The organism is Sphingobacterium hungaricum, assembly GCF_015210005.1.
Classification (GTDB): Bacteria; Bacteroidota; Bacteroidia; order Sphingobacteriales; family Sphingobacteriaceae; genus Sphingobacterium; species Sphingobacterium hungaricum.
Genome location: NZ_MU158698.1, coordinates 3,002,150 through 3,020,191 on the forward strand (window position 1 = coordinate 3,002,150; position 18,042 = coordinate 3,020,191).

Sequence of the window (18,042 nt, forward strand, 5' to 3'; positions counted from 1 at the left end):
ATAGTTATTTGGAAATAAAATTGCCTTGAATTATGTAACGATTATCGCCTAAAATTAAAATGGATTGATTTTTTTCTACACTGTATTTGGCTCCTTTGGCATAGCTCAATTTTTCATCTGTCGAATACAGCATATTTTTAGTCGATTTCTCAACAATGATTTCGATAGGATTTTTCGCTTCATCCAATAGTATGCTTACGCGCTGCACATCCAACTCTGGATTTTTTGCCGTATAATTTATCTGATTCCCAATCGTATCAATCTTAAATTCCGAAGAATAAGCGGGCTTCCGTAAATCGATTGCGGTAAAACTGCTCAATTCATTTTCCCAATTTTTGATTTTTAGAGTTTTGGTCTCCGTTTCATTTTCTTTTGAAACAGTTTTTTCGACTTCAGGATTAGCCTGCTTCAGGCTGTCAACTTCCGTTTTGAAAAATAGCTCCGTATCAAAATAATCATTCTTGATAAAAGAAGCGGTAGGGTCCGAAGGCTTAGTGTCCGAGCAGGATAGGAAAAAAACAGCACTGATAGAGATAATCAGTGCTGCAGTAGAATATTTTGTATACAATTTTTTAACTGATAAGGACATTTCCACTCATTTCTAAAGGAATTTCCACTCCTAATAATTTTAAAATCGTAGGAGCGATATCGCCAAGCTTTCCGTCAGCAATATGATGGTAATCTCTGTCGATTAAGATGCAGGGAACTAAGTTGGTCGTATGTGCAGTGTTGACCGAACCATCTTCGTTCAGCATAAATTCTGAATTGCCATGGTCAGCAAGAATAATAAATGAATACCCATTTTCTAAACCTGTTTCCACCACTTTTTTCGTACAGCCATCGACAGTTTCTACCGCTTTTACAACTGCTTCGAATACGCCTGTGTGACCAACCATATCTGGGTTAGCGAAATTCAGGCAGATAAAATCTGGTTTCGTAGTCTTCATATCTTCACAGATAATGTCTGTGATTCCTTGTGCACTCATCTCCGGTTTTAAATCGTAGGTTGCAACTTTCGGAGAAGGGATTAATTGACGGTTTTCACCTTCGAATACATCTTCGCGACCTCCTGAAAAGAAAAACGTTACGTGCGGATATTTCTCTGTTTCGGCAATACGTGTTTGTGTTTTGCCATTCACTGAAAGCACTTCGCCTAAGGTATTGACCAAATTGTCTTTTTGAAAAACAACATGCACATTTTTAAACGTATCGTCGTACGAAGTCATCGTGACGTAGTACAAGTTTAAAGGATGCATGTCATATTCTGGAAAAGATTCCTGAGACAAAGCAATAGTAATCTCGCGGCCTCTGTCTGTTCTGAAATTAAAACAGAAAACAACATCGCCTTCTTCGATAACGGCTAAAGGCTGGCCTTCTGCATTCACATGGACAATTGGTTTGATGAATTCATCAGTCACCTCATTCGCATACGAATTTTGAATGGAAGCAACGATATCTTGTGTTGGCTCGCCAATTCCTTTTGTCAATAAATCGTAAGCCAATTTCACACGCTCCCAGCGATTATCGCGGTCCATGGCATAATAACGACCAATAACTGAAGCAATTGTTCCTACAGAATGCGTTAAGTGGGAGTTTAAATCCCTAACGTAATTGATTCCTCCATTCGGGTCGGTATCCCGTCCATCTAAGAACGCATGGACAAAAACTTGCTCATTCGTTAGATGTGCTTCTTTCGCAGCATCACAAAGGGCTTTGACATGTTCAATATGTGCGTGCACACCGCCATCGGACAATAACCCGATAAAGTGTACTTTTTTGTTGTTTTCTTTAGCGTAGCTAAATGCATCTTGAATGGTTTGCTGCGTATTAAAAATACCATCTCTCGCAGCTTTATTGATTCTGCCTAGTTCTTGATAAACAACTCGCCCTGCACCCAGATTCATGTGGCCTACTTCTGAATTTCCCATTTGACCTTCAGGAAGGCCCACAGCTTCGCCAGATGCTTCCAGCTTTGAATTTGGGTATTTCGCCAATAAATAATCTAAATAGGGGATATTTGCTGCTTTGACAGCATTGGAGTTATCGTCTTTTCCATAGCCTAATCCATCCAGAATTAAAAGAGCTACTTTTTTATTTTCTTCGTTAAACACACACAAATATAATTTTAATAAAGTTTGGAATCAATTTCTTTCCCAAAAAAATAAAAAGTTTCAACGTTTATTTGGCATCATTTTAGCATTCGAACTACCAAACCATTTGTTATGTGTTTTAATATTAGAATTTATGCTTATCGTACAATTTATACTATTTAGTTTAACTGGATATTCTCTAGGCTATCCATTTCAATCCGATATAAGTGCCCAAATATACCAAAGCTTTAGAGCTGGGAATGCAAAAGAATTAGTGAAGAGTTTTTCTGATAACATTTCATTGACGATAAATAAGGATGAAAATTATTATACAAAATTTCAATCCGAGGTCACACTCGCCGACTTTTTTAGAGCAAACAACGTAACTAGCGTTAAAGAAATTCAGAAAAAATTAAGTGCTTCCAACAATTCGTATTTGGTTTACGAACTCAAGACTTCCAACAAAACATTTCGTGTTTTTATACGTGTTGTGGAGTCAAATAAACAATATAAAATTTCAGAACTCCGCATAGAATAGCATGTTAAAAATTTTAATTTTAAATTGAAATATATTTTTTTCATCTTCGCTTAAACTTTAGCGTGATAATGGAGAAAGAATTTAAGAAAAAGTTAACCCAATTTATTGAACTTGCCCTTCAAGAAGATATTGGTGCAGGCGATTACACAACCTTATCGACCATTCCTACAGATAAAACAGCGGAAGCCAAATTGCTCGTTAAGGAGAATGGTATTCTTGCTGGGGTTGAGGTAGCTGAAGCAATTTTTAAATTCGTAGACCCGTCGTTCCAAGTCGATGTTTTATTGCAGGATGGCCAAGAAGTCCAGGCAGGCGACCTTGCATTTATCTTAAAAGGAAGCATTCACCATATTTTAATGACCGAAAGACTGGTGCTCAATGTTATGCAGCGCATGTCGGGCATTGCAACCGAAACCGCAAAATATGCCAAACGCATCAGCCACACCAACGCCAAAGTTTTAGATACACGCAAAACAACGCCTTTAAATCGCTTTCTCGAAAAAGAAGCTGTTAAAATAGGAGGGGGAACAAATCATCGGTTCGGCTTGTATGACATGATATTGATTAAAGATAATCATGTGGATTATTCTGGTGGCATAAAGCAGGCTTTAGAAAACGCGTTTAAATACAAGCAAGAACATAACCTGAACATACCTATAGAAATTGAAGTTAGAAATTTCAGCGAATTAGAAGAAGCTTTAGCTTTTTCTAACTTAGACCGGATTATGTTTGATAACTTTAGTCCCGAAGATGTTGCAAAAGCTGTTGAATTAGTCAATGGCAAGGTAGTGACGGAAGCTTCTGGGGGAATAACATTAGAAACAATTGCAGGATATGCAGAGGCTGGAGTTGATTTTATATCAATTGGCGCGCTGACACATTCTGTGAAAAGCTTAGATTTGAGTTTAAAAGCAAAACTAATTTAGTACATTCGATAAATATCATATATGATTTCAATTTATCTCGTAGGTATTGTCATATTGGCCTATTTATTTGGTTCGATTCCGACTGCGGTCTGGTTCGGCCAAGCATTTTATGGGGTCGATGTTCGGGAATATGGGAGTGGGAATGCGGGAGCGACGAATACATTTCGAGTGTTAGGACCTAAAGCTGGTGCCATAGTGATGTTCATCGATATCTTAAAAGGCTGGACAGCCACGAACTTGCCTTATTTATTAGACCCGACAATATTTGGAAGCCATGCGGCGCCTCAGTTTGTCAATTTTCAATTAGCCTTGGGTGTTATCGCCGTATTAGGGCATTTATTTCCAATATTCGCTGGTTTTCGCGGAGGAAAAGGCGTAGCGACTTTATTCGGAATGGTCTTAGCAATTCATGCCCCAGCGGCTTTATGCTGTGTGACTGTCTTTATTTTGACCTTAATGATTACGCATTATGTGTCGTTAAGCTCAATTCTTGCCGGATTTACATTTCCATTAAGCATCGCCTTTATTTTTAAAACAACCATACCTTCTGTTTTGCTCTACGCCATAGCAATCTGTGCCTTAATCTTGGTCACTCATCAGAAAAATATTGAACGCTTATTAAAGGGCCACGAATCAAAAATATATTTATTTAAGAAAAAGAAGCCCGAATAAACATTTAGGTATAACATTTGTTTAGTATAAGTAAATTAATTTTAATTAAATGAAAAGCATGTTAAAGTTTTCGTCGATTGTATTGTCTGGGTTTATCCTGGCGGGATGTAGTACTGTTCCGCTATCAGGAAGAAAGCAGTTGTCTTTAGTAGATGATAACCAGATTCAGCAGCAGGCTGCTGTCGCATACAAAGAATTTCTGTCGGACCCTTCAACGAAAGTTGTTACAGGAACGGCAAATGCAGCTTTAGTTAAAAAAGTAGGAAATAACATTGCGGCAGCGGTGAATCGTTACTTAACCGAACAGAACATTGCTCAAAACTATAATTTCAACTGGGAGTTTAATCTAGTCGAAAGCAAAGACGTAAATGCTTGGTGTATGCCTGGCGGTAAAGTGGCTGTGTATACAGGCATTCTGCCAATTACAGCAAATGAAGCAGGTTTGGCTACAGTGATGGGGCATGAGATTGCGCATGCAATTGCTCGTCACTCGATGGAACAAATGTCGAATCAATATGCTCTGCAAATCGGTGCTCAGGTTTTAGGAGCTACGACATCAAGCAAAAGCAGTATTTATACCGGCATCTTAAACCAAGCTTATGGTATTGGAGGCCAATTGGCTTTATTGAAATATTCGAGGAGCAACGAATCCGAAGCGGATAAGTTAGGATTGATTTTTATGGCGATGGCGGGTTATAATCCTGAAGCGGCAGTTCCTTTCTGGGAACGAATGGCTCAAGGAAAATCTGGCGGAGCGCCTCCAGAGTTTTTAAGTACACACCCAAGCGATGCGCGACGGATTTCGCAGATTCAGGCTTTGATTCCTGAAGCAATGAAATATTATAAAAAATAACACATTAACAAATTGTTTTTGAAGCTGTTAGCGATAAGTTAACAGCTTTTTTGTTTTTATGTGTAACTTTCCGGTGATTAATCAGACTAATACACTGTATCAATATTTAACTAAAATTGAAATGAGCTTAAAAATAACTAATCTTACAAAAACATATTCAAATGGTGTAAAAGCCTTAGATTCCATCAATTTAGAAATCGGAAACGGCATGTTCGGGCTCTTAGGGCCAAATGGGGCAGGCAAATCTTCGTTGATGCGAACCATCGCAACCATTCAGTCACCCGATTCTGGTTCCATCGTCTTCAATGACATCGATGTCTTAAACGACAACCAAGGCTTGCGCAAAGTGCTAGGCTATCTTCCTCAGGAATTTGGGGTGTATCCGAATATGTCTGCTGAAGATTTACTGCTTTATTTCGCAGAATTAAAAGCAATTTCTAATGCCTCGGACAGAAAGAAGATTGTCAATGAAGTTTTAGAAATCACGAATCTTTCTGAAGTACGCAACAAAAGCGTGAGCGGGTATTCCGGGGGTATGAAACAACGTTTCGGAATTGCGCAACTGTTATTGAACAATCCCCAGCTGATTATCGTAGATGAGCCGACCGCCGGATTAGACCCTGCGGAAAGACATCGTTTCTTAAATGTGCTCCGTGAAATCGGAACAAACCATACCGTGATTTTTTCTACACACATCGTGGATGATGTCCGTGAGCTTTGCAATGAAATCGCGATTATGAATGGGGGAAAAGTGCTCCACCGAGGAAGCACGAGAAATAGCCAAGAACATTTGGAAGGCAGAATCTGGACTAGAATCATCGAACGTGCTGAATTTGATAGCTACCAATCTAAATACAACATCATCTCATCAAATTACAACCAGGACAATACATTAAATATCCGCGTGTTGAGCGATGAACAACCTGAATTGAGTTTTGTGTCTGCAAGACCGATTTTGGAGGACACTTATTTTGTTGCACTTAAAAACGACAGAGCCTAATGTTCAGCACCATTTATTTCTTCGAACTAAAACGCTGGTTTAAGAATCCTGCGTTTTATATCTACGTCGCGCTGTTTTTTAGTTTAAGTTTGTTTATCGTGGCTTCTTCTTTGGGAGTTTTCGATGGCGTGACGGCTTCGACTTCCGGAATGACCACCATCAACTCAGCGATTAACATTGCAGGAATTCTGAATTCCCTGTCGATGTTTATTTACTTTTTGTTGCCAACGATTATCGGTGCTTCGGTTTACCGTGATTTCCAATACAATGTGCATAGCTACTTGTATTCGTATCCGATAACCAAACTGTCTTATTTATCCGCTAAATTCCTGAGCGCGCTGACGATTATTACACTGGTCAGCCTTTCGTTGGGATTGGGATTTTATGTTGCGCAGTATTTGCCTAATGTCAATCAAAATTTATTAGGGCCTAATAACATCATGGCTTATTTACAGCCATTTATTTACTTTATTATTCCAAATTACATCCTGTTTGGTGCGATTATTTTTGCCTTGGTGACTTTTACGAGGAACGTGTATTCAGGAGTTATTTTCGTGCTGTTTTTGTTTGTCTTGCAGACTTTCTTGAATATGCTGACCAGCAACATGGACAACCGCGACCTTGCTGCGCTGGTAGACCCTTTTGGTTTTGAAGCTTTGTCGCATTATACAAAATACTGGACGATTGACGAACAAAATAACTCAAATTTGCCGTTTACGGGGGTTATTTTAAATAACCGCCTGATTTGGATGGGAGTTGCGGTCGTCATTTTGGCTTTGTTCTACAAATCATTTAGTTTCAATTACCAAACATTTAGTTTCCGCAAAAAAGGGGAAGGCAAGCGTTTGACCAAAAACAATTTCGGTAGCATCATCAATGTCAGCCTTCCGAAAGTCAATTTCGATTATTCATTCCTAAGCAGGTTAAAAACTGCCTGGTCGCTTTCGAATTACGATTTCAAATACATCGTCAAAAACTGGACATTCATTATTATCATGATTGTGACTGTTTTGATGGCGCTTGTGGTCGCTTCTTTTTCTGGGCAGATATACGGCACCGAGATTTATCCCATGACTTGGAATGTATTGGATACGCTCGGCAACATTTATGGCTTCTTCTTGCAGATTTTAATTTTCCTTTTCGCTGGAATGCTTATTCAGCGTGCCCGAATGGCGAATATGAGCAATTTAGTGGACGCAACAGCAATTCCAAACTGGACCTTGCTATTCTCTAAATTTATTGCTTTAGTCAAAATGACCTTGCTGGTCTTGCTGATTAGCATGCTGACCGGTATCATCTATCAGGCTTATCAAGGCTATTATCATTTCGAGATAATGCATTACATTACCGAGCTATTCGGACTGAAAATGCTTAATTATTTGGTGCTGATTTTCTTTGCGATTTTTGTCCAATCATTCTTCAAAAACTATTTCGTCGGATTTTTTGCTTGTTTGGTTGTCTTCTTGATTATTCCTTTTCTATCAAGAATCGGCATCGAGCAGTCAATTTATAAATTCAATCAAGGGCCTGGTTTTAGCTATTCGGATATGAATGGATATGGCGATGTACGTCATTATCTGTACTATAAATTGTACTGGCTATTGTTTTGTGTAGTGCTTTACATCATTACTTTGTTATTTTGGAAGCGCGGTGTCGTTCAAGGATTCAAAGAGAAATTTGCAAATGCAAAAGCTAGGTTCACGCCCGCGATTGCGACAGCAATAATCGTGTTTCTAGTGGCTTTTGTCGGATTGGGCTATGCCATCTATTACCAGAAAAATGTCAAAGAGACCTTCGTTTCTCAAAATGAAACCGAAAAAATAACCGTCGATTACGAGAAGAAATACAAGAAATACAGCAAACTGCCGATGCCGAGGATTGTGGATGTCAAAGTCGACATGAACATTTATCCAAAGGAGCGAAATTATGATGCGACGGTGCATTATCAAACAGTCAATAAAACTGGAAAAACCATAGATACCTTGTTTTTATCGTATTCCGACGAGTTGCAAACGCTGGATATTTCCGGAGGTTTTAAAGAAGTCATTCGCGATACGGTAACCGACATCCGGGTCTTGGCTTTGAATACAACCTTGCAACCATTGGATACCTTGCGTATTACCTCTACGTATCAGAACAAACCGAACAACTTTTTGTACGATGTGTCGCCGATTCTAGAAAATGGAACCTTCATTAATAACATGATGTTCCTGAGCATTGGCTATAATGATGGCGGAGAATTAGTGGATAATAAGATTCGTCAGAAATACAATCTGCCAGACAGAGACCGCATGCCTGACCCGACGGATTCCTTGGCTTTGCAGAACACCTACATCTCCCAAGATGCCGACTGGATTAACTTCGAAACGACTGTGAGCACCTCGGATGACCAGATTGCTATTGCGCCGGGCTATTTGCAGAAAGAATGGGAAAAAGATGGCAGAAGGTATTTCCATTACAAAATGGATAAAGAAATCTTGAATTTCTATTCCTTTATGTCTGCTCGCTATGAAGTCTTGAAGGACAAAGAAAATGGCGTTAATCTAGAGATTTATTACCATAAGGGCCATGAGTTCAACTTAGAACGCATGATGAAGTCGATGAAAGCTTCCTTGGCGTATTATGGCAGTAGCTTTAGTCCTTACCAGTTCGACCAAATGCGTATTATTGAATTTCCGCTGACACATGGAACATTTGCCCAGGCATTTGCCAATACTGTTCCGTTTTCTGAAGGCATTGGATTTATTGCCAATGTAGACGATGAGGACCCGAATAAATTGGATTATCCATATTCGGTCATCTCGCATGAATTTGCGCATCAGTGGTGGGCGCATCAGGTAATCGGAGCGGCGGTGAAAGGAGCGACCATGCTTTCCGAATCATTGTCTGAATACAGTTCGCTAAAGGTGTTGGAAAAAACCTATGGCCAAGACCAAATGCGCAAGTTTTTAAAAGAAGCGCTGGATAGTTACCTGATGGGCAGAACAAGCGAAATATTAAAGGAAAATCCATTGATGTACAATGAAAACCAGCAATATATTCATTACAACAAAGGTTCGCTAGTGATGTATGCCATGAGTGATTTTATGGGAGAGACGGTTTTTAATAACTTTTTAAAGGAATATGTACAGCGCACGGCTTTTCAATATCCTCCATATACCACGTCGATTGAATTCGTCGACCTGTTAAAAAGTAGGACGCCTGATTCGCTTCAATACCTAATCAAAGACATGTACGAAACGATTACGCTCTATGATAATGCGGTCGAATCGGTTACGTACAAAAAAATAAATGATAAGAAATACCAAGTAGATATTACATACAAAGTGTCTAAATACCGTACGGACGACATGGGAAAACGCTCCTACGAAGACAAAAAGGGCGAAGGCTTGACGCAAAAAATCGGTAAATCCGAAGTCAAATCTCTTCCTTTAAATGACTACGTGGAGATTGGAATATTTGGCAAGCAAAAGGATAAAGGCAAATTTAAAGTCGACAATCAGATTTATCTGGCAAAGCAGAAAATCAACAAGATAGAAAACAAAATTACCTTATTCGTGACCGAAGAACCGGTGGAAGTCGGTGTAGACCCGTATAACAAACTGATTGATACGGATTCCAACGATAATCGAAAGACTGTTTTATAATAGGAATTATCAAAGCCTTCCAAAGAAATTTGCGAAGGCTTTTTTTAGCTATTCACTTGCCGCAATCGCTTTTTTTGCCGCTATGCAAATCAGCTTTTCATCCTTGTCTGTCGTAAAGAACAGGTAAATCTCATTGCCATCTTTGATTTTAAATTTCTTGCGGATTTCATCCACTTTAAGCGGAAAGTTTTTGCTCTGCACATGCGCCTTCGGATAGGGATTGTTCTTCTTCAAGCTCGCGAATGGAAGAATGTCCAAGATATGAAAACTCCGTCCTATAAAGTCAGGTATCCATTCTGATGAACTATACAAATGGCTATGCTGATGAAGTTTATGAATATTATACTGCTGCGCAATGGTCTTAAATGCACCGGCCTTGAGTACGGCGACATCCGGGTCGTATAAATAGTTCAGCGGTTCGGAATAGCTCAATTCGATTTCTTTTTCCTGCCGGAATGGGTAGGAGAGTTCGTAGACCTGCTCGCGGATAAGCGCAATCACTTGAATCTTCACATGGCCCGAAAAATCCCTTTCCTGTACAAAAACCAATTCCTTGCAGTCCCCATCTACACTCACGACCGTGACTGATTTGCAGTGCTTCAGCTGGCTGATGGCTTTGGAAATATCCAGCAATGGCGACACCTTGCTAATGACCGTTTTTGCCTTCTGGAAAAAGACATCTTGCAGACCGACAATATCGGGTTCGCATTCCTCCAAAAGAAAAAACCGCTGGTTTTTGTTGCGCCTCGAAGGGTCTACATAAATGTAATCCAGACTCCCATCTTCCTGCTCGTTTAGGATTCCTAAGCCATCGGCTTTTAAAAAACGGATATTCGTTGCACCTAAAATGCCCGCATTATAAGCTACGATTTCCGCCAACTGTTCATTCAGTTCACAATAAAGCACTTCTTTGCAGCTAGTCGAAAAATAATAGCTGTCTACGCCAAATCCTCCTGTAAGGTCGATTAACCGACTGTTGGCTTCGATTAGGCGAAGCTTTAGAGCGCCTGTTTTTTCGGAAGAACTTTGTTCAATATTGATTTTATCTGGATAATAAATCCCTTCAGTACTAGCCCAAGTCGGCAGTTTGCTGACCGAGCGCTGATGGCCATCGAGTTGATTTGCCAGTTCGCCCGAACTCACCAAAGGGAATGGACTTTTTTGAAGAGCGATTTTTTGCGGATTTTCGGCAGCCTTTTCCTTTAGAAAAACCTGTACCTCCGGCTCTAGGATATGCTTATTCATGATTATCCCAAAAGTAAAGATTATAAGTCAAAAACTATTTCCCTTTCAGGTATGAAATAGAAATTGATTACCGTTAGCCAACATGTGGACAATAAATCCCAATCCAGTAAAATTGCATCGCCTTACTCAATCGGGATAATTTTTCGCCTTTATAAATTGAAGTTTGAATTAAAATTAAACGTCTGAGTTTTCAATTAATCTTCTCGCTTCTTTACGAGCATTTGGCAGGTATAGCTATCTTTTAGCTCGCGAATGATCTGTTTGTCGACCAACACGCGATCAATCGTTTCCTGGTTATAATAGCGTATCGTAATCAATTCCAAACCCGTCGCCACGGTCACTTTGTAGCGCTTCTCCAAGTTTTCCAATAGATCCAATACATTTTCGCCCGTATCATCCACAGCAACCGAAAAACTAATCGCGCTATTGTGCATCATATTGATTTTCACCCGATGCTGATGGAATTGATTGAAAATATAGCTTAGGTTGTCTTCGACAATAAAAGAGAAATCCCTTGGCTGTATATTGATAAAAACTTGGTTGACCTTAAAGATAAAGGAGGGAACCGGAAGCTTTTGATTCGTGGTTTTGATTTCTGTACCAGGTTCTGAAGGATTAACAAATGATTTGACATTCAAGGTAATCTTCTTGTTTTGCAAGGGTTTAATCGTTTTGGGATGGATGACAGTCGCTCCGTAATAGGTAAGCTCAATGGCATCGGTGTAGGAAAGCTCAGGAATCAATTCGGTCTTCTCAAACCATTTTGGGTCTGCATTCAATACACCCGGAACATCTTTCCAGATTGTAATGTTTTCAGCATTTAAGCAGGAAGCAAAGATAGCCGCTGAATAATCCGAACCTTCGCGCCCTAAAGTCGTTGTGAAGTTTTCGGAGGTCGAACCGATAAATCCTTGCGTGATTACCACCTGTTCGTCCAATATCGAAGGAATTTCACGGCGAATCTTTTCTTCCGTCTTTTCCCAATCCACATTCGCTTCACGGTAGGCATTGTCGGTAAAGATATAATCTCGAGCATCCAGCCAAACGGTATTCAAACCGATATGCTTGCCGTAGGCCGCAATGATTTTCGTAGAAATCAATTCGCCCATCGACACGATCTGGTCATACAGGTAGTCGTAAGCATCTTGGGGTTCTTCTTCGAGGATCCATTCGATCTCGACAAAAGCATTCGCCACTTCATCGTAGATAGGATGCACTTCGACCTCAAAAAGCTCATGCAACAAAATATTGTGTTCTTGTTTAAGTTTTTCCAGTAAACAAAATGCGTCACCTTCGCCTTTCACATAAGCGTTAGTGATTTCCTGAAGGCGATCGGTTGTCTTTCCCATTGCCGAGACGACCACCAAAAGGGGTTCATCCTGATAGTTTTGAATGATCGAGGTTACATTTTTTACACTGGTAGCATCTTTAACGGATGCTCCCCCAAATTTGAATACTTGCATGAAGGTTAAAACTCTAAATTAATTTGCAATACTTTTGATGTAGTTAAGTCCTTTAGCATTAAATAAATCCTTTATGGAATCGTAAGGAATCTTTAATTCTGTGGGGCCGTCGGCGTATGATTTTATTTCATACGGATTGTAATAGAAGATGATCGAATCTTTCAACAAGCCAAAATTTTCAGTCAATGCAAACTGATGGTTATCGAAGAAATATTGATCGCTATAACTTGCCGTGTCGGACAACTTCTCTAACATCCGAAAATGTTTTTCTGCAATTTTAACTAATTCTTTTCTTTTATAATCAGGAATTATGGATTTAAGCTCAATTTTTTCATTATTGATCGGGTCATAATTTGTCCATAAGGAATAGTAATTGCCATGCGCACCGCCTGTAAATTCGTAAGTAAAATTGCTGATGGAAATGACTTTTGGAGAATTTACATGGATCTTCAAATTGATTTTCTTGAACCAAGTTGCTTTCGAAATGCGGTCGTCATTGTCTTCGACAAATTCATTATAACCTGACAAGAAACTATCAGATGCTTCATCAAGCGTGGATTCACCATCGACCAACAGGTTCTTCTGAACAAATGAATCGACAACAGGATTTTCGAACTTAGGATAAAAAACCTCGAAATAGGTAGTGTCCAATTGCTCCTCATTTTGTTGAAAATAAGGACTGATGCGCTTGAACTCCATCATGCTATATTTGGCCGTGTCCGATTTTTGGACAGCAGCCTGTTTTGGCTCGTTTTCTTCTTCGACTTCTTTTTGTTTTGCAGGCTGTTGGCACGAATAGAATAGACAAACCATGGAAATAAGGAATGCATATCTAATCATAGTCAGGAAAATTTAAACTTACATTCACCCATTCACCGTCAAAACTGGCCTTATATTTTTCGTAGAAATGAATAGCAGGTTCGTTCCAATCCAATACTTGCCACATCATCCCGCTATATTTCTTATCCTTTGCATATTGGATCGTATGATCCAGCAATTGCTTTCCGTAACCGTTTCCGCGCATTTCTTCGGCCACGATCAAATCCTCCAAATACAAGCGCCGACCCTTCCAAGTCGAATATCGCACGTAATACAGGGAAAGCCCAACTATGTACCCATTGATTTCTCCCACAAAAGCACCCCAAACGGGGTTTTCGCCAAAACCGGCATCCATGAACTCAAAAATAGAAACGGTTACTGCATCCGGTTGTTTCTCGAACACAGCCAACTCACGAATCAATTCCATCATCCGATCTACATCTTTAACAGTAGCTTTTCTAACTTTAAACGACATGTTTAATCTTTCAATTTAAAATGTTTTGTAACTCTTTTTCCAAAAATTGAACTGCCCAAGCGAACGAGGTTACTGCCTTGTTCGATCGCCAGCTCAAAATCTGAAGACATGCCCATCGATAAAATATCGAAGGAATCCTCCTGACGGAAATAAGTGACCTTGACGCCATCAAAAAGCATCTTCAGTTCATAAAATTCTTCTTTCACCACCTTCTCGCTGTCGGTATTGGTAGCGATGCCCATCAACCCGCGAATGCGAATGTTCTTCAACATGCGGAATTCTTCATCGCGAAGCAATTCGATCAGCTCGGCATGATCTAAGCCAAACTTACTGTCTTCGTCAGTAATGTATACTTGCAACAAGCAGTCGATCACGCGTTTATTTTTCAGTGCCTGCTTATCGATTTCCTTTAATAATTTTACTGAATCCACTGAGTGGATCAAGGAAACAAATGGTGCTATGTATTTTACTTTGTTGCTTTGCAAATGGCCAACCAAGTGCCATTCAATATCTTTCGGTAAGGCTTCTTCTTTCTCGACCATTTCCTGTACCATGTTTTCGCCAAAAGCGCGCTGGCCTGCTTCGTAAGCAACAAGGATATCTTCGTTGGGTTTTGTTTTTGATATAGCGACTAATTTGACGTTTTTAGCGTCTAATTCTTTCTTTAAGGTTTGAATGTTCTCTTTTATACTCATTATTTATGATTATTTAACGAATTCGAAAATTAGGGAAGTCGCTTATTGAATGTGTTTTCTTATTTTTGTACAAATTTACAAAATGCAACGTTTATTATACAGTATACTTTTATCGTTTTTTGTCTTTATTTCGTGTACCAATTCCTTGCCAAAAGGAATTCTATCCGAAAAAAAGATGACTTCCTTATTAAAGGAGGTGCAAGTGATGGATGCATATTTGTCGACATTGCCTGTGGATAGTGCTAAGAAAGTCATCAATAGCTATTATGATGTTATTTTTGACAAATATGATTTGGATTCGACCTCGTTTGCAACGAATTTGGATTATTATTTAAGCCATCCGACGGAAGCCGAAAAATTATACGACAATGTATTGGTTAGTTTACGTGAAGAACAAACGCAAATCAATAAAACGGATTCAATTCGCAATGTGGTGATTCAGGATAGCGTGAACCGAGTTGCTCGTCTTCACGAAGATATGATGTATAGAAGGTCATTGATTACCAATGTTCATTTGGATAGTACGGCATTGACCTACCAAGATGTACAGCGTATCGTATATACCCAAATTCCTTTCCGCCTGAATGCATATGGTTATGATATTCAGCCATTGCCTCAGCCCGTTCCGGCTCAGGTTCCGCTGGAAACTATTCGGGAACAGCCTGCGCAACCCGATGCATTGATTGAACGACCAGCACTTCCAGCGCCTTCAGAGACTAGAATACCGTTGCAAACTAAACCCGTGATAAGATAGATGATGAAGGTATATCCGCAGAATGCGAGTGATAAGCTAGGTTTTCTTGAGATTAAAGAGTTTATCAAGCTTAAATGTTTGAGTGAGGCGGGACGCGAAATGGTGGATAAAATCCAGCCTCAGAATAAATTGGATCAGATCGATCGATTCCTTCGCCAAACAAATGAATTTAAAGATTTAATCCAGAATGATTCCCCATTGCCGGTGGATCATTTTTACCCGATAAAAAATGTTGCCGAAAAGGCGAGGCTAGAAGGTGCTTTTCTTTCGGAAGAAGAATGTTACCGCATTTTGCTTTCGCTAAGAACAGTGTATGCAATTATTCGGTATTTTAATGATCGCCAAGGGCTTTATCCGCATTTGGAATTGCTCTTCGAGCACCTTCCGATCGAGACAAAGATTGTTCGCAGCATCGAGTCCGTTATCGACGACCACGGCCGAATGAAAGACAACGCTTCGCGATTGCTTTTGGATTTGACACAACAGATTCTCAAGAGCGAGCAGGAAGCAAGAAAGCGCCTGGAAACTGTTTTCAAGCAAGCGCAAAACAATGGCTGGACGGCCGATGGCAACCTGACCATTCGGGATGGACGTTTGTGTATTCCGATTCTTGCGGAAAACAAACGCAAAGTCAAAGGCTTGATCCACGATGAATCGGCGACTGGCCAAACAGCTTATATCGAGCCGGATGAAGTATTTCACCTGAATAATAAAGTTAGGGATTTGACTTTTGAACGCCGAAGGGAAGTAATTCGAATCCTGACGGAGTTAACTAGCGAATTGCGCCCGCATGTTCCATTGCTATTAGCTTATCATGGTTTGCTGACAAAATTGGATTTTGTTCGTGCAAAGGCGTTATTTGCTTTGGACATCGAAGCGGAAATGCCTGAACTGGTGAAGCAAGCAGAATTTAATTTAATCAATGCGCGGCATCCATTGCTCTTCCTAAACCATAAAAAGGGAAATCAAGGAACTGTCGTTCCATTGAACATTAAAGTAGATGCAATAGATCGGGTCATCTTAGTTTCGGGACCAAATGCGGGTGGGAAATCGGTTTGTATGAAAACGGTAGGCTTGTTGCAGCTGATGTTGCAGTCAGGTATATTGATTCCTGCAGATGCGACCTCCAAAGTTGGTGTGTTCAACCAGCTGTTTGCTGATATAGGCGACGATCAATCCATAGAATCGGATTTGAGTACGTATAGTGCCCATTTATCTAAGATGAAGTATTTCGCGGATTTCGCAAATGCGAATACATTGGTGCTGATTGACGAATTTGGAACCGGCACGGACCCTCAGTTCGGTGGGCCTATTGCGGAAGCTGTTTTAGAAACACTGAATAACAAGAAGATCAGAGCGGTCATTACCACACATTATTCCAACTTAAAGCTGTATGCAAGCCATACAGAAGGATTACAGAATGCGTCCATGCTTTTTGATAATGTGCAGATGAAGCCACTATATATCCTTCAAGTTGGAAAACCTGGAAGTTCGTACGCGTTCGAAATTGCTCAAAAAATCGGATTGCCGAAAGAGGTACTCGAGCTTGCAAAACAAAAGATTGGTGTGCAACAGAAAAAAGTTGATACGCTATTGGTTGATTTAGAACGCGATAAAAAACAAGTCTACGACACGAAGATTGCCATCAACAAGCGAGAGAAAGAAATGATCTTGCTCAAAGAGCAATACGAAACATTGAATCATGATCTGCAGGAGAATAAGCGCCAGCTGATCAAAGATGCAAAAGAAGAAGCCCGGCAGTTGCTTAAGGATGCGAATAAGTTAATCGAAAATACCATATCTGATATTAAATCGGTTGCGGCAGATAAAGAGAAAACGAAAGAAATCCGTTCAAAGCTGAATCAAGCCATCGATCAGCATACTGAGAAAAAGAAAAAGCCAAATCCCACAGTGGCTAATCAAAAAGAAATAATTGATCAGGGCATTGAGATAGGAGATTGGGTAAAGATTTTGGATTCAGGCGCAGAGGCGCAAGTTTTGGAAGTCGCTAAGAATAATAATTTGATCTTGGCAATGGGAGAGTTGCGCACCGTTGTGAAGCAGAATAAGGTTGAAAAGCTTCGTGGTAAAGAAAAGGCAAAGGTCGTTCGTAAGAGCCATGCGGCTTCGACCTCTTCAATAGCTGATTTTCATCCTGAAGTTGATTTGCGAGGCATGCGTACCGAAGATGCTTTGCAAAAAATGGAATTGGTACTTGACCGTGCGGTAATGATTGGCTACCCTAGCCTTAAAATTATCCACGGAAAGGGGGATGGAATCTTGCGGAGGTTTATCCGGGAGTACCTTCGAAAATATAGCCATGTCTCTCGTTTCGAAGATGAGCATGCGGATCGTGGTGGTGATGGCATAACTTACGCCTATATCGGATAGAATGTTGCCGTTTTACCAAAAAATAGGAAAAACTTGTTAGTCCTTAGGTTGGATTAACAAGTTTTTGTCTTAAATGGATATGCATTTCGGTAAACAAACGAAATTCTTGAGCATGTTTGCTCCTAAAAAGAGAAAAACTCAGATTTTGAACCGACAAAAGGGAGGAACTTAAAATCTTTTTAGTCTAAAAAACAGATAGTTTAGGATTCAAAAGATACAATATGATGTTTATCGAAAAAAAATAACAAAAAACTTATCCACATTTTTTGAATTGTTAATTTTTGTTAAAATTTCAATAAACCGTTCAAATAATTTACAAACTTTAAATCCTCCATTAAATGATTTATGATTTTTTAATTTATCTCAAAGATTAAAAGATTTATATCGTTAGAAAAATCATTTGATTTTTAATAAGTGAATATTAAGTTTCTGTTAACTCAATCTATTTACCAATAGACTTTTTACTTTTGTGGC

Annotated in this window: 15 protein-coding genes; 8 read left to right on the top strand and 7 right to left on the bottom strand. The window is 39.6% G+C overall.

Annotation, left to right across the window (positions count from 1 at the left end; translation table 11 throughout):
• Window positions 1-4: 4 nt before the first annotated feature.
• Window positions 5-589: a hypothetical protein gene (locus C4F49_RS16320; RefSeq protein WP_196936903.1), complete on the bottom strand. Its 585-nt coding sequence runs from the start codon at window positions 587-589 to the stop codon at window positions 5-7.
• Window positions 573-2,111, bottom strand: coding sequence for a 2,3-bisphosphoglycerate-independent phosphoglycerate mutase (gene gpmI / locus C4F49_RS16325; protein ID WP_196936904.1), 1,539 nt, complete (start codon window positions 2,109-2,111; stop codon window positions 573-575). Before gpmI ends, C4F49_RS16320 begins: the two co-directional genes overlap by 17 nt.
• 133 nt (window positions 2,112-2,244) lie before the next feature.
• Here gpmI and C4F49_RS16330 point away from each other — a divergent pair, with 133 nt between their 5' ends.
• The 6 genes from C4F49_RS16330 to C4F49_RS16355 all read left to right on the top strand — a co-directional run bounded on the left by C4F49_RS16330 (window position 2,245) and on the right by C4F49_RS16355 (window position 9,726).
• The gene (locus C4F49_RS16330; protein WP_196936905.1) at window positions 2,245-2,628 is read left to right on the top strand and encodes a DUF4783 domain-containing protein; all 384 of its coding nucleotides are present in this window, start codon (window positions 2,245-2,247) and stop codon (window positions 2,626-2,628) included.
• A 68-nt stretch (window positions 2,629-2,696) separates the two neighbouring features.
• Window positions 2,697-3,554 (top strand): carboxylating nicotinate-nucleotide diphosphorylase, encoded by an 858-nt coding sequence (gene nadC / locus C4F49_RS16335; RefSeq protein WP_196936906.1) that lies wholly within the window; start codon window positions 2,697-2,699, stop codon window positions 3,552-3,554.
• A gap of 21 nt (window positions 3,555-3,575) precedes the next feature.
• Entirely contained in the window at window positions 3,576-4,226 is a 651-nt protein-coding gene (gene plsY / locus C4F49_RS16340; protein WP_196936907.1) for a glycerol-3-phosphate 1-O-acyltransferase PlsY, read from the top strand.
• Window positions 4,227-4,284: 58 nt separating this feature from the next.
• On the top strand, window positions 4,285-5,079 hold the full coding sequence (locus C4F49_RS16345; RefSeq protein WP_418895781.1) for a M48 family metallopeptidase: 795 nt from the start codon (window positions 4,285-4,287) through the stop codon (window positions 5,077-5,079).
• Window positions 5,080-5,200: 121 nt separating this feature from the next.
• The gene (locus C4F49_RS16350; RefSeq protein ID WP_196936909.1) at window positions 5,201-6,079 is read left to right on the top strand and encodes an ABC transporter ATP-binding protein; all 879 of its coding nucleotides are present in this window, start codon (window positions 5,201-5,203) and stop codon (window positions 6,077-6,079) included.
• Window positions 6,079-9,726, top strand: a complete 3,648-nt coding sequence (locus tag C4F49_RS16355) for an ABC transporter permease/M1 family aminopeptidase (protein WP_196936910.1) — start codon at window positions 6,079-6,081, stop codon at window positions 9,724-9,726. Before C4F49_RS16350 ends, C4F49_RS16355 begins: the two co-directional genes overlap by 1 nt.
• Before the next feature lie 48 nt (window positions 9,727-9,774).
• On the opposite strand, the gene C4F49_RS16360 is transcribed toward C4F49_RS16355, so the two are convergent.
• The 5 genes from C4F49_RS16360 to C4F49_RS16380 form a co-directional block, all read right to left on the bottom strand.
• A complete protein-coding gene (locus tag C4F49_RS16360) occupies window positions 9,775-10,971 on the bottom strand; it encodes a class I SAM-dependent methyltransferase (protein WP_196936911.1) in 1,197 nt (398 codons plus the stop codon).
• 194 nt (window positions 10,972-11,165) lie between these two features.
• Window positions 11,166-12,434, bottom strand: a complete 1,269-nt coding sequence (locus C4F49_RS16365) for an aspartate kinase (protein ID WP_196936912.1) — start codon at window positions 12,432-12,434, stop codon at window positions 11,166-11,168.
• Between the two features lie 18 nt (window positions 12,435-12,452).
• Window positions 12,453-13,274, bottom strand: coding sequence for a DUF3298 and DUF4163 domain-containing protein (locus tag C4F49_RS16370; RefSeq protein WP_196936913.1), 822 nt, complete (start codon window positions 13,272-13,274; stop codon window positions 12,453-12,455).
• Window positions 13,267-13,728, bottom strand: coding sequence for a GNAT family N-acetyltransferase (locus tag C4F49_RS16375; RefSeq protein WP_196936914.1), 462 nt, complete (start codon window positions 13,726-13,728; stop codon window positions 13,267-13,269). Before C4F49_RS16375 ends, C4F49_RS16370 begins: the two co-directional genes overlap by 8 nt.
• 2 nt (window positions 13,729-13,730) lie before the next feature.
• On the bottom strand, window positions 13,731-14,423 hold the full coding sequence (locus tag C4F49_RS16380) for a YggS family pyridoxal phosphate-dependent enzyme (RefSeq protein ID WP_196936915.1): 693 nt from the start codon (window positions 14,421-14,423) through the stop codon (window positions 13,731-13,733).
• Between the two features lie 82 nt (window positions 14,424-14,505).
• On the opposite strand from C4F49_RS16380, the gene C4F49_RS16385 reads away from it, so the two are divergent.
• Window positions 14,506-15,177: a DUF4296 domain-containing protein gene (locus C4F49_RS16385; protein WP_196936916.1), complete on the top strand. Its 672-nt coding sequence runs from the start codon at window positions 14,506-14,508 to the stop codon at window positions 15,175-15,177.
• A 3-nt stretch (window positions 15,178-15,180) separates the two neighbouring features.
• Window positions 15,181-17,568 carry an endonuclease MutS2 gene (locus C4F49_RS16390; RefSeq protein WP_196937300.1) on the top strand — a complete coding sequence of 796 codons (2,388 nt, stop codon included), beginning with the start codon at window positions 15,181-15,183 and terminating at the stop codon, window positions 17,566-17,568.
• The last annotated feature ends 474 nt before the right edge of the window (window positions 17,569-18,042 follow it).

Coding starts and splice junctions, on each gene's coding strand:
- C4F49_RS16360 (WP_196936911.1), bottom strand. CDS start 10,971: ATGAATAAGCATATCCTAGAGCCGGAGGTACAGGTTTTTCTAAAGGAA.
- plsY (WP_196936907.1), top strand. CDS start 3,576: ATGATTTCAATTTATCTCGTAGGTATTGTCATATTGGCCTATTTATTT.
- C4F49_RS16330 (WP_196936905.1), top strand. CDS start 2,245: ATGCTTATCGTACAATTTATACTATTTAGTTTAACTGGATATTCTCTA.
- C4F49_RS16365 (WP_196936912.1), bottom strand. CDS start 12,434: ATGCAAGTATTCAAATTTGGGGGAGCATCCGTTAAAGATGCTACCAGT.
- C4F49_RS16375 (WP_196936914.1), bottom strand. CDS start 13,728: ATGTCGTTTAAAGTTAGAAAAGCTACTGTTAAAGATGTAGATCGGATG.
- C4F49_RS16320 (WP_196936903.1), bottom strand. CDS start 589: ATGTCCTTATCAGTTAAAAAATTGTATACAAAATATTCTACTGCAGCA.
- nadC (WP_196936906.1), top strand. CDS start 2,697: ATGGAGAAAGAATTTAAGAAAAAGTTAACCCAATTTATTGAACTTGCC.
- C4F49_RS16380 (WP_196936915.1), bottom strand. CDS start 14,423: ATGAGTATAAAAGAGAACATTCAAACCTTAAAGAAAGAATTAGACGCT.
- C4F49_RS16390 (WP_196937300.1), top strand. CDS start 15,181: ATGAAGGTATATCCGCAGAATGCGAGTGATAAGCTAGGTTTTCTTGAG.
- C4F49_RS16355 (WP_196936910.1), top strand. CDS start 6,079: ATGTTCAGCACCATTTATTTCTTCGAACTAAAACGCTGGTTTAAGAAT.
- C4F49_RS16385 (WP_196936916.1), top strand. CDS start 14,506: ATGCAACGTTTATTATACAGTATACTTTTATCGTTTTTTGTCTTTATT.
- C4F49_RS16370 (WP_196936913.1), bottom strand. CDS start 13,274: ATGATTAGATATGCATTCCTTATTTCCATGGTTTGTCTATTCTATTCG.
- C4F49_RS16350 (WP_196936909.1), top strand. CDS start 5,201: ATGAGCTTAAAAATAACTAATCTTACAAAAACATATTCAAATGGTGTA.
- C4F49_RS16345 (WP_418895781.1), top strand. CDS start 4,285: ATGTTAAAGTTTTCGTCGATTGTATTGTCTGGGTTTATCCTGGCGGGA.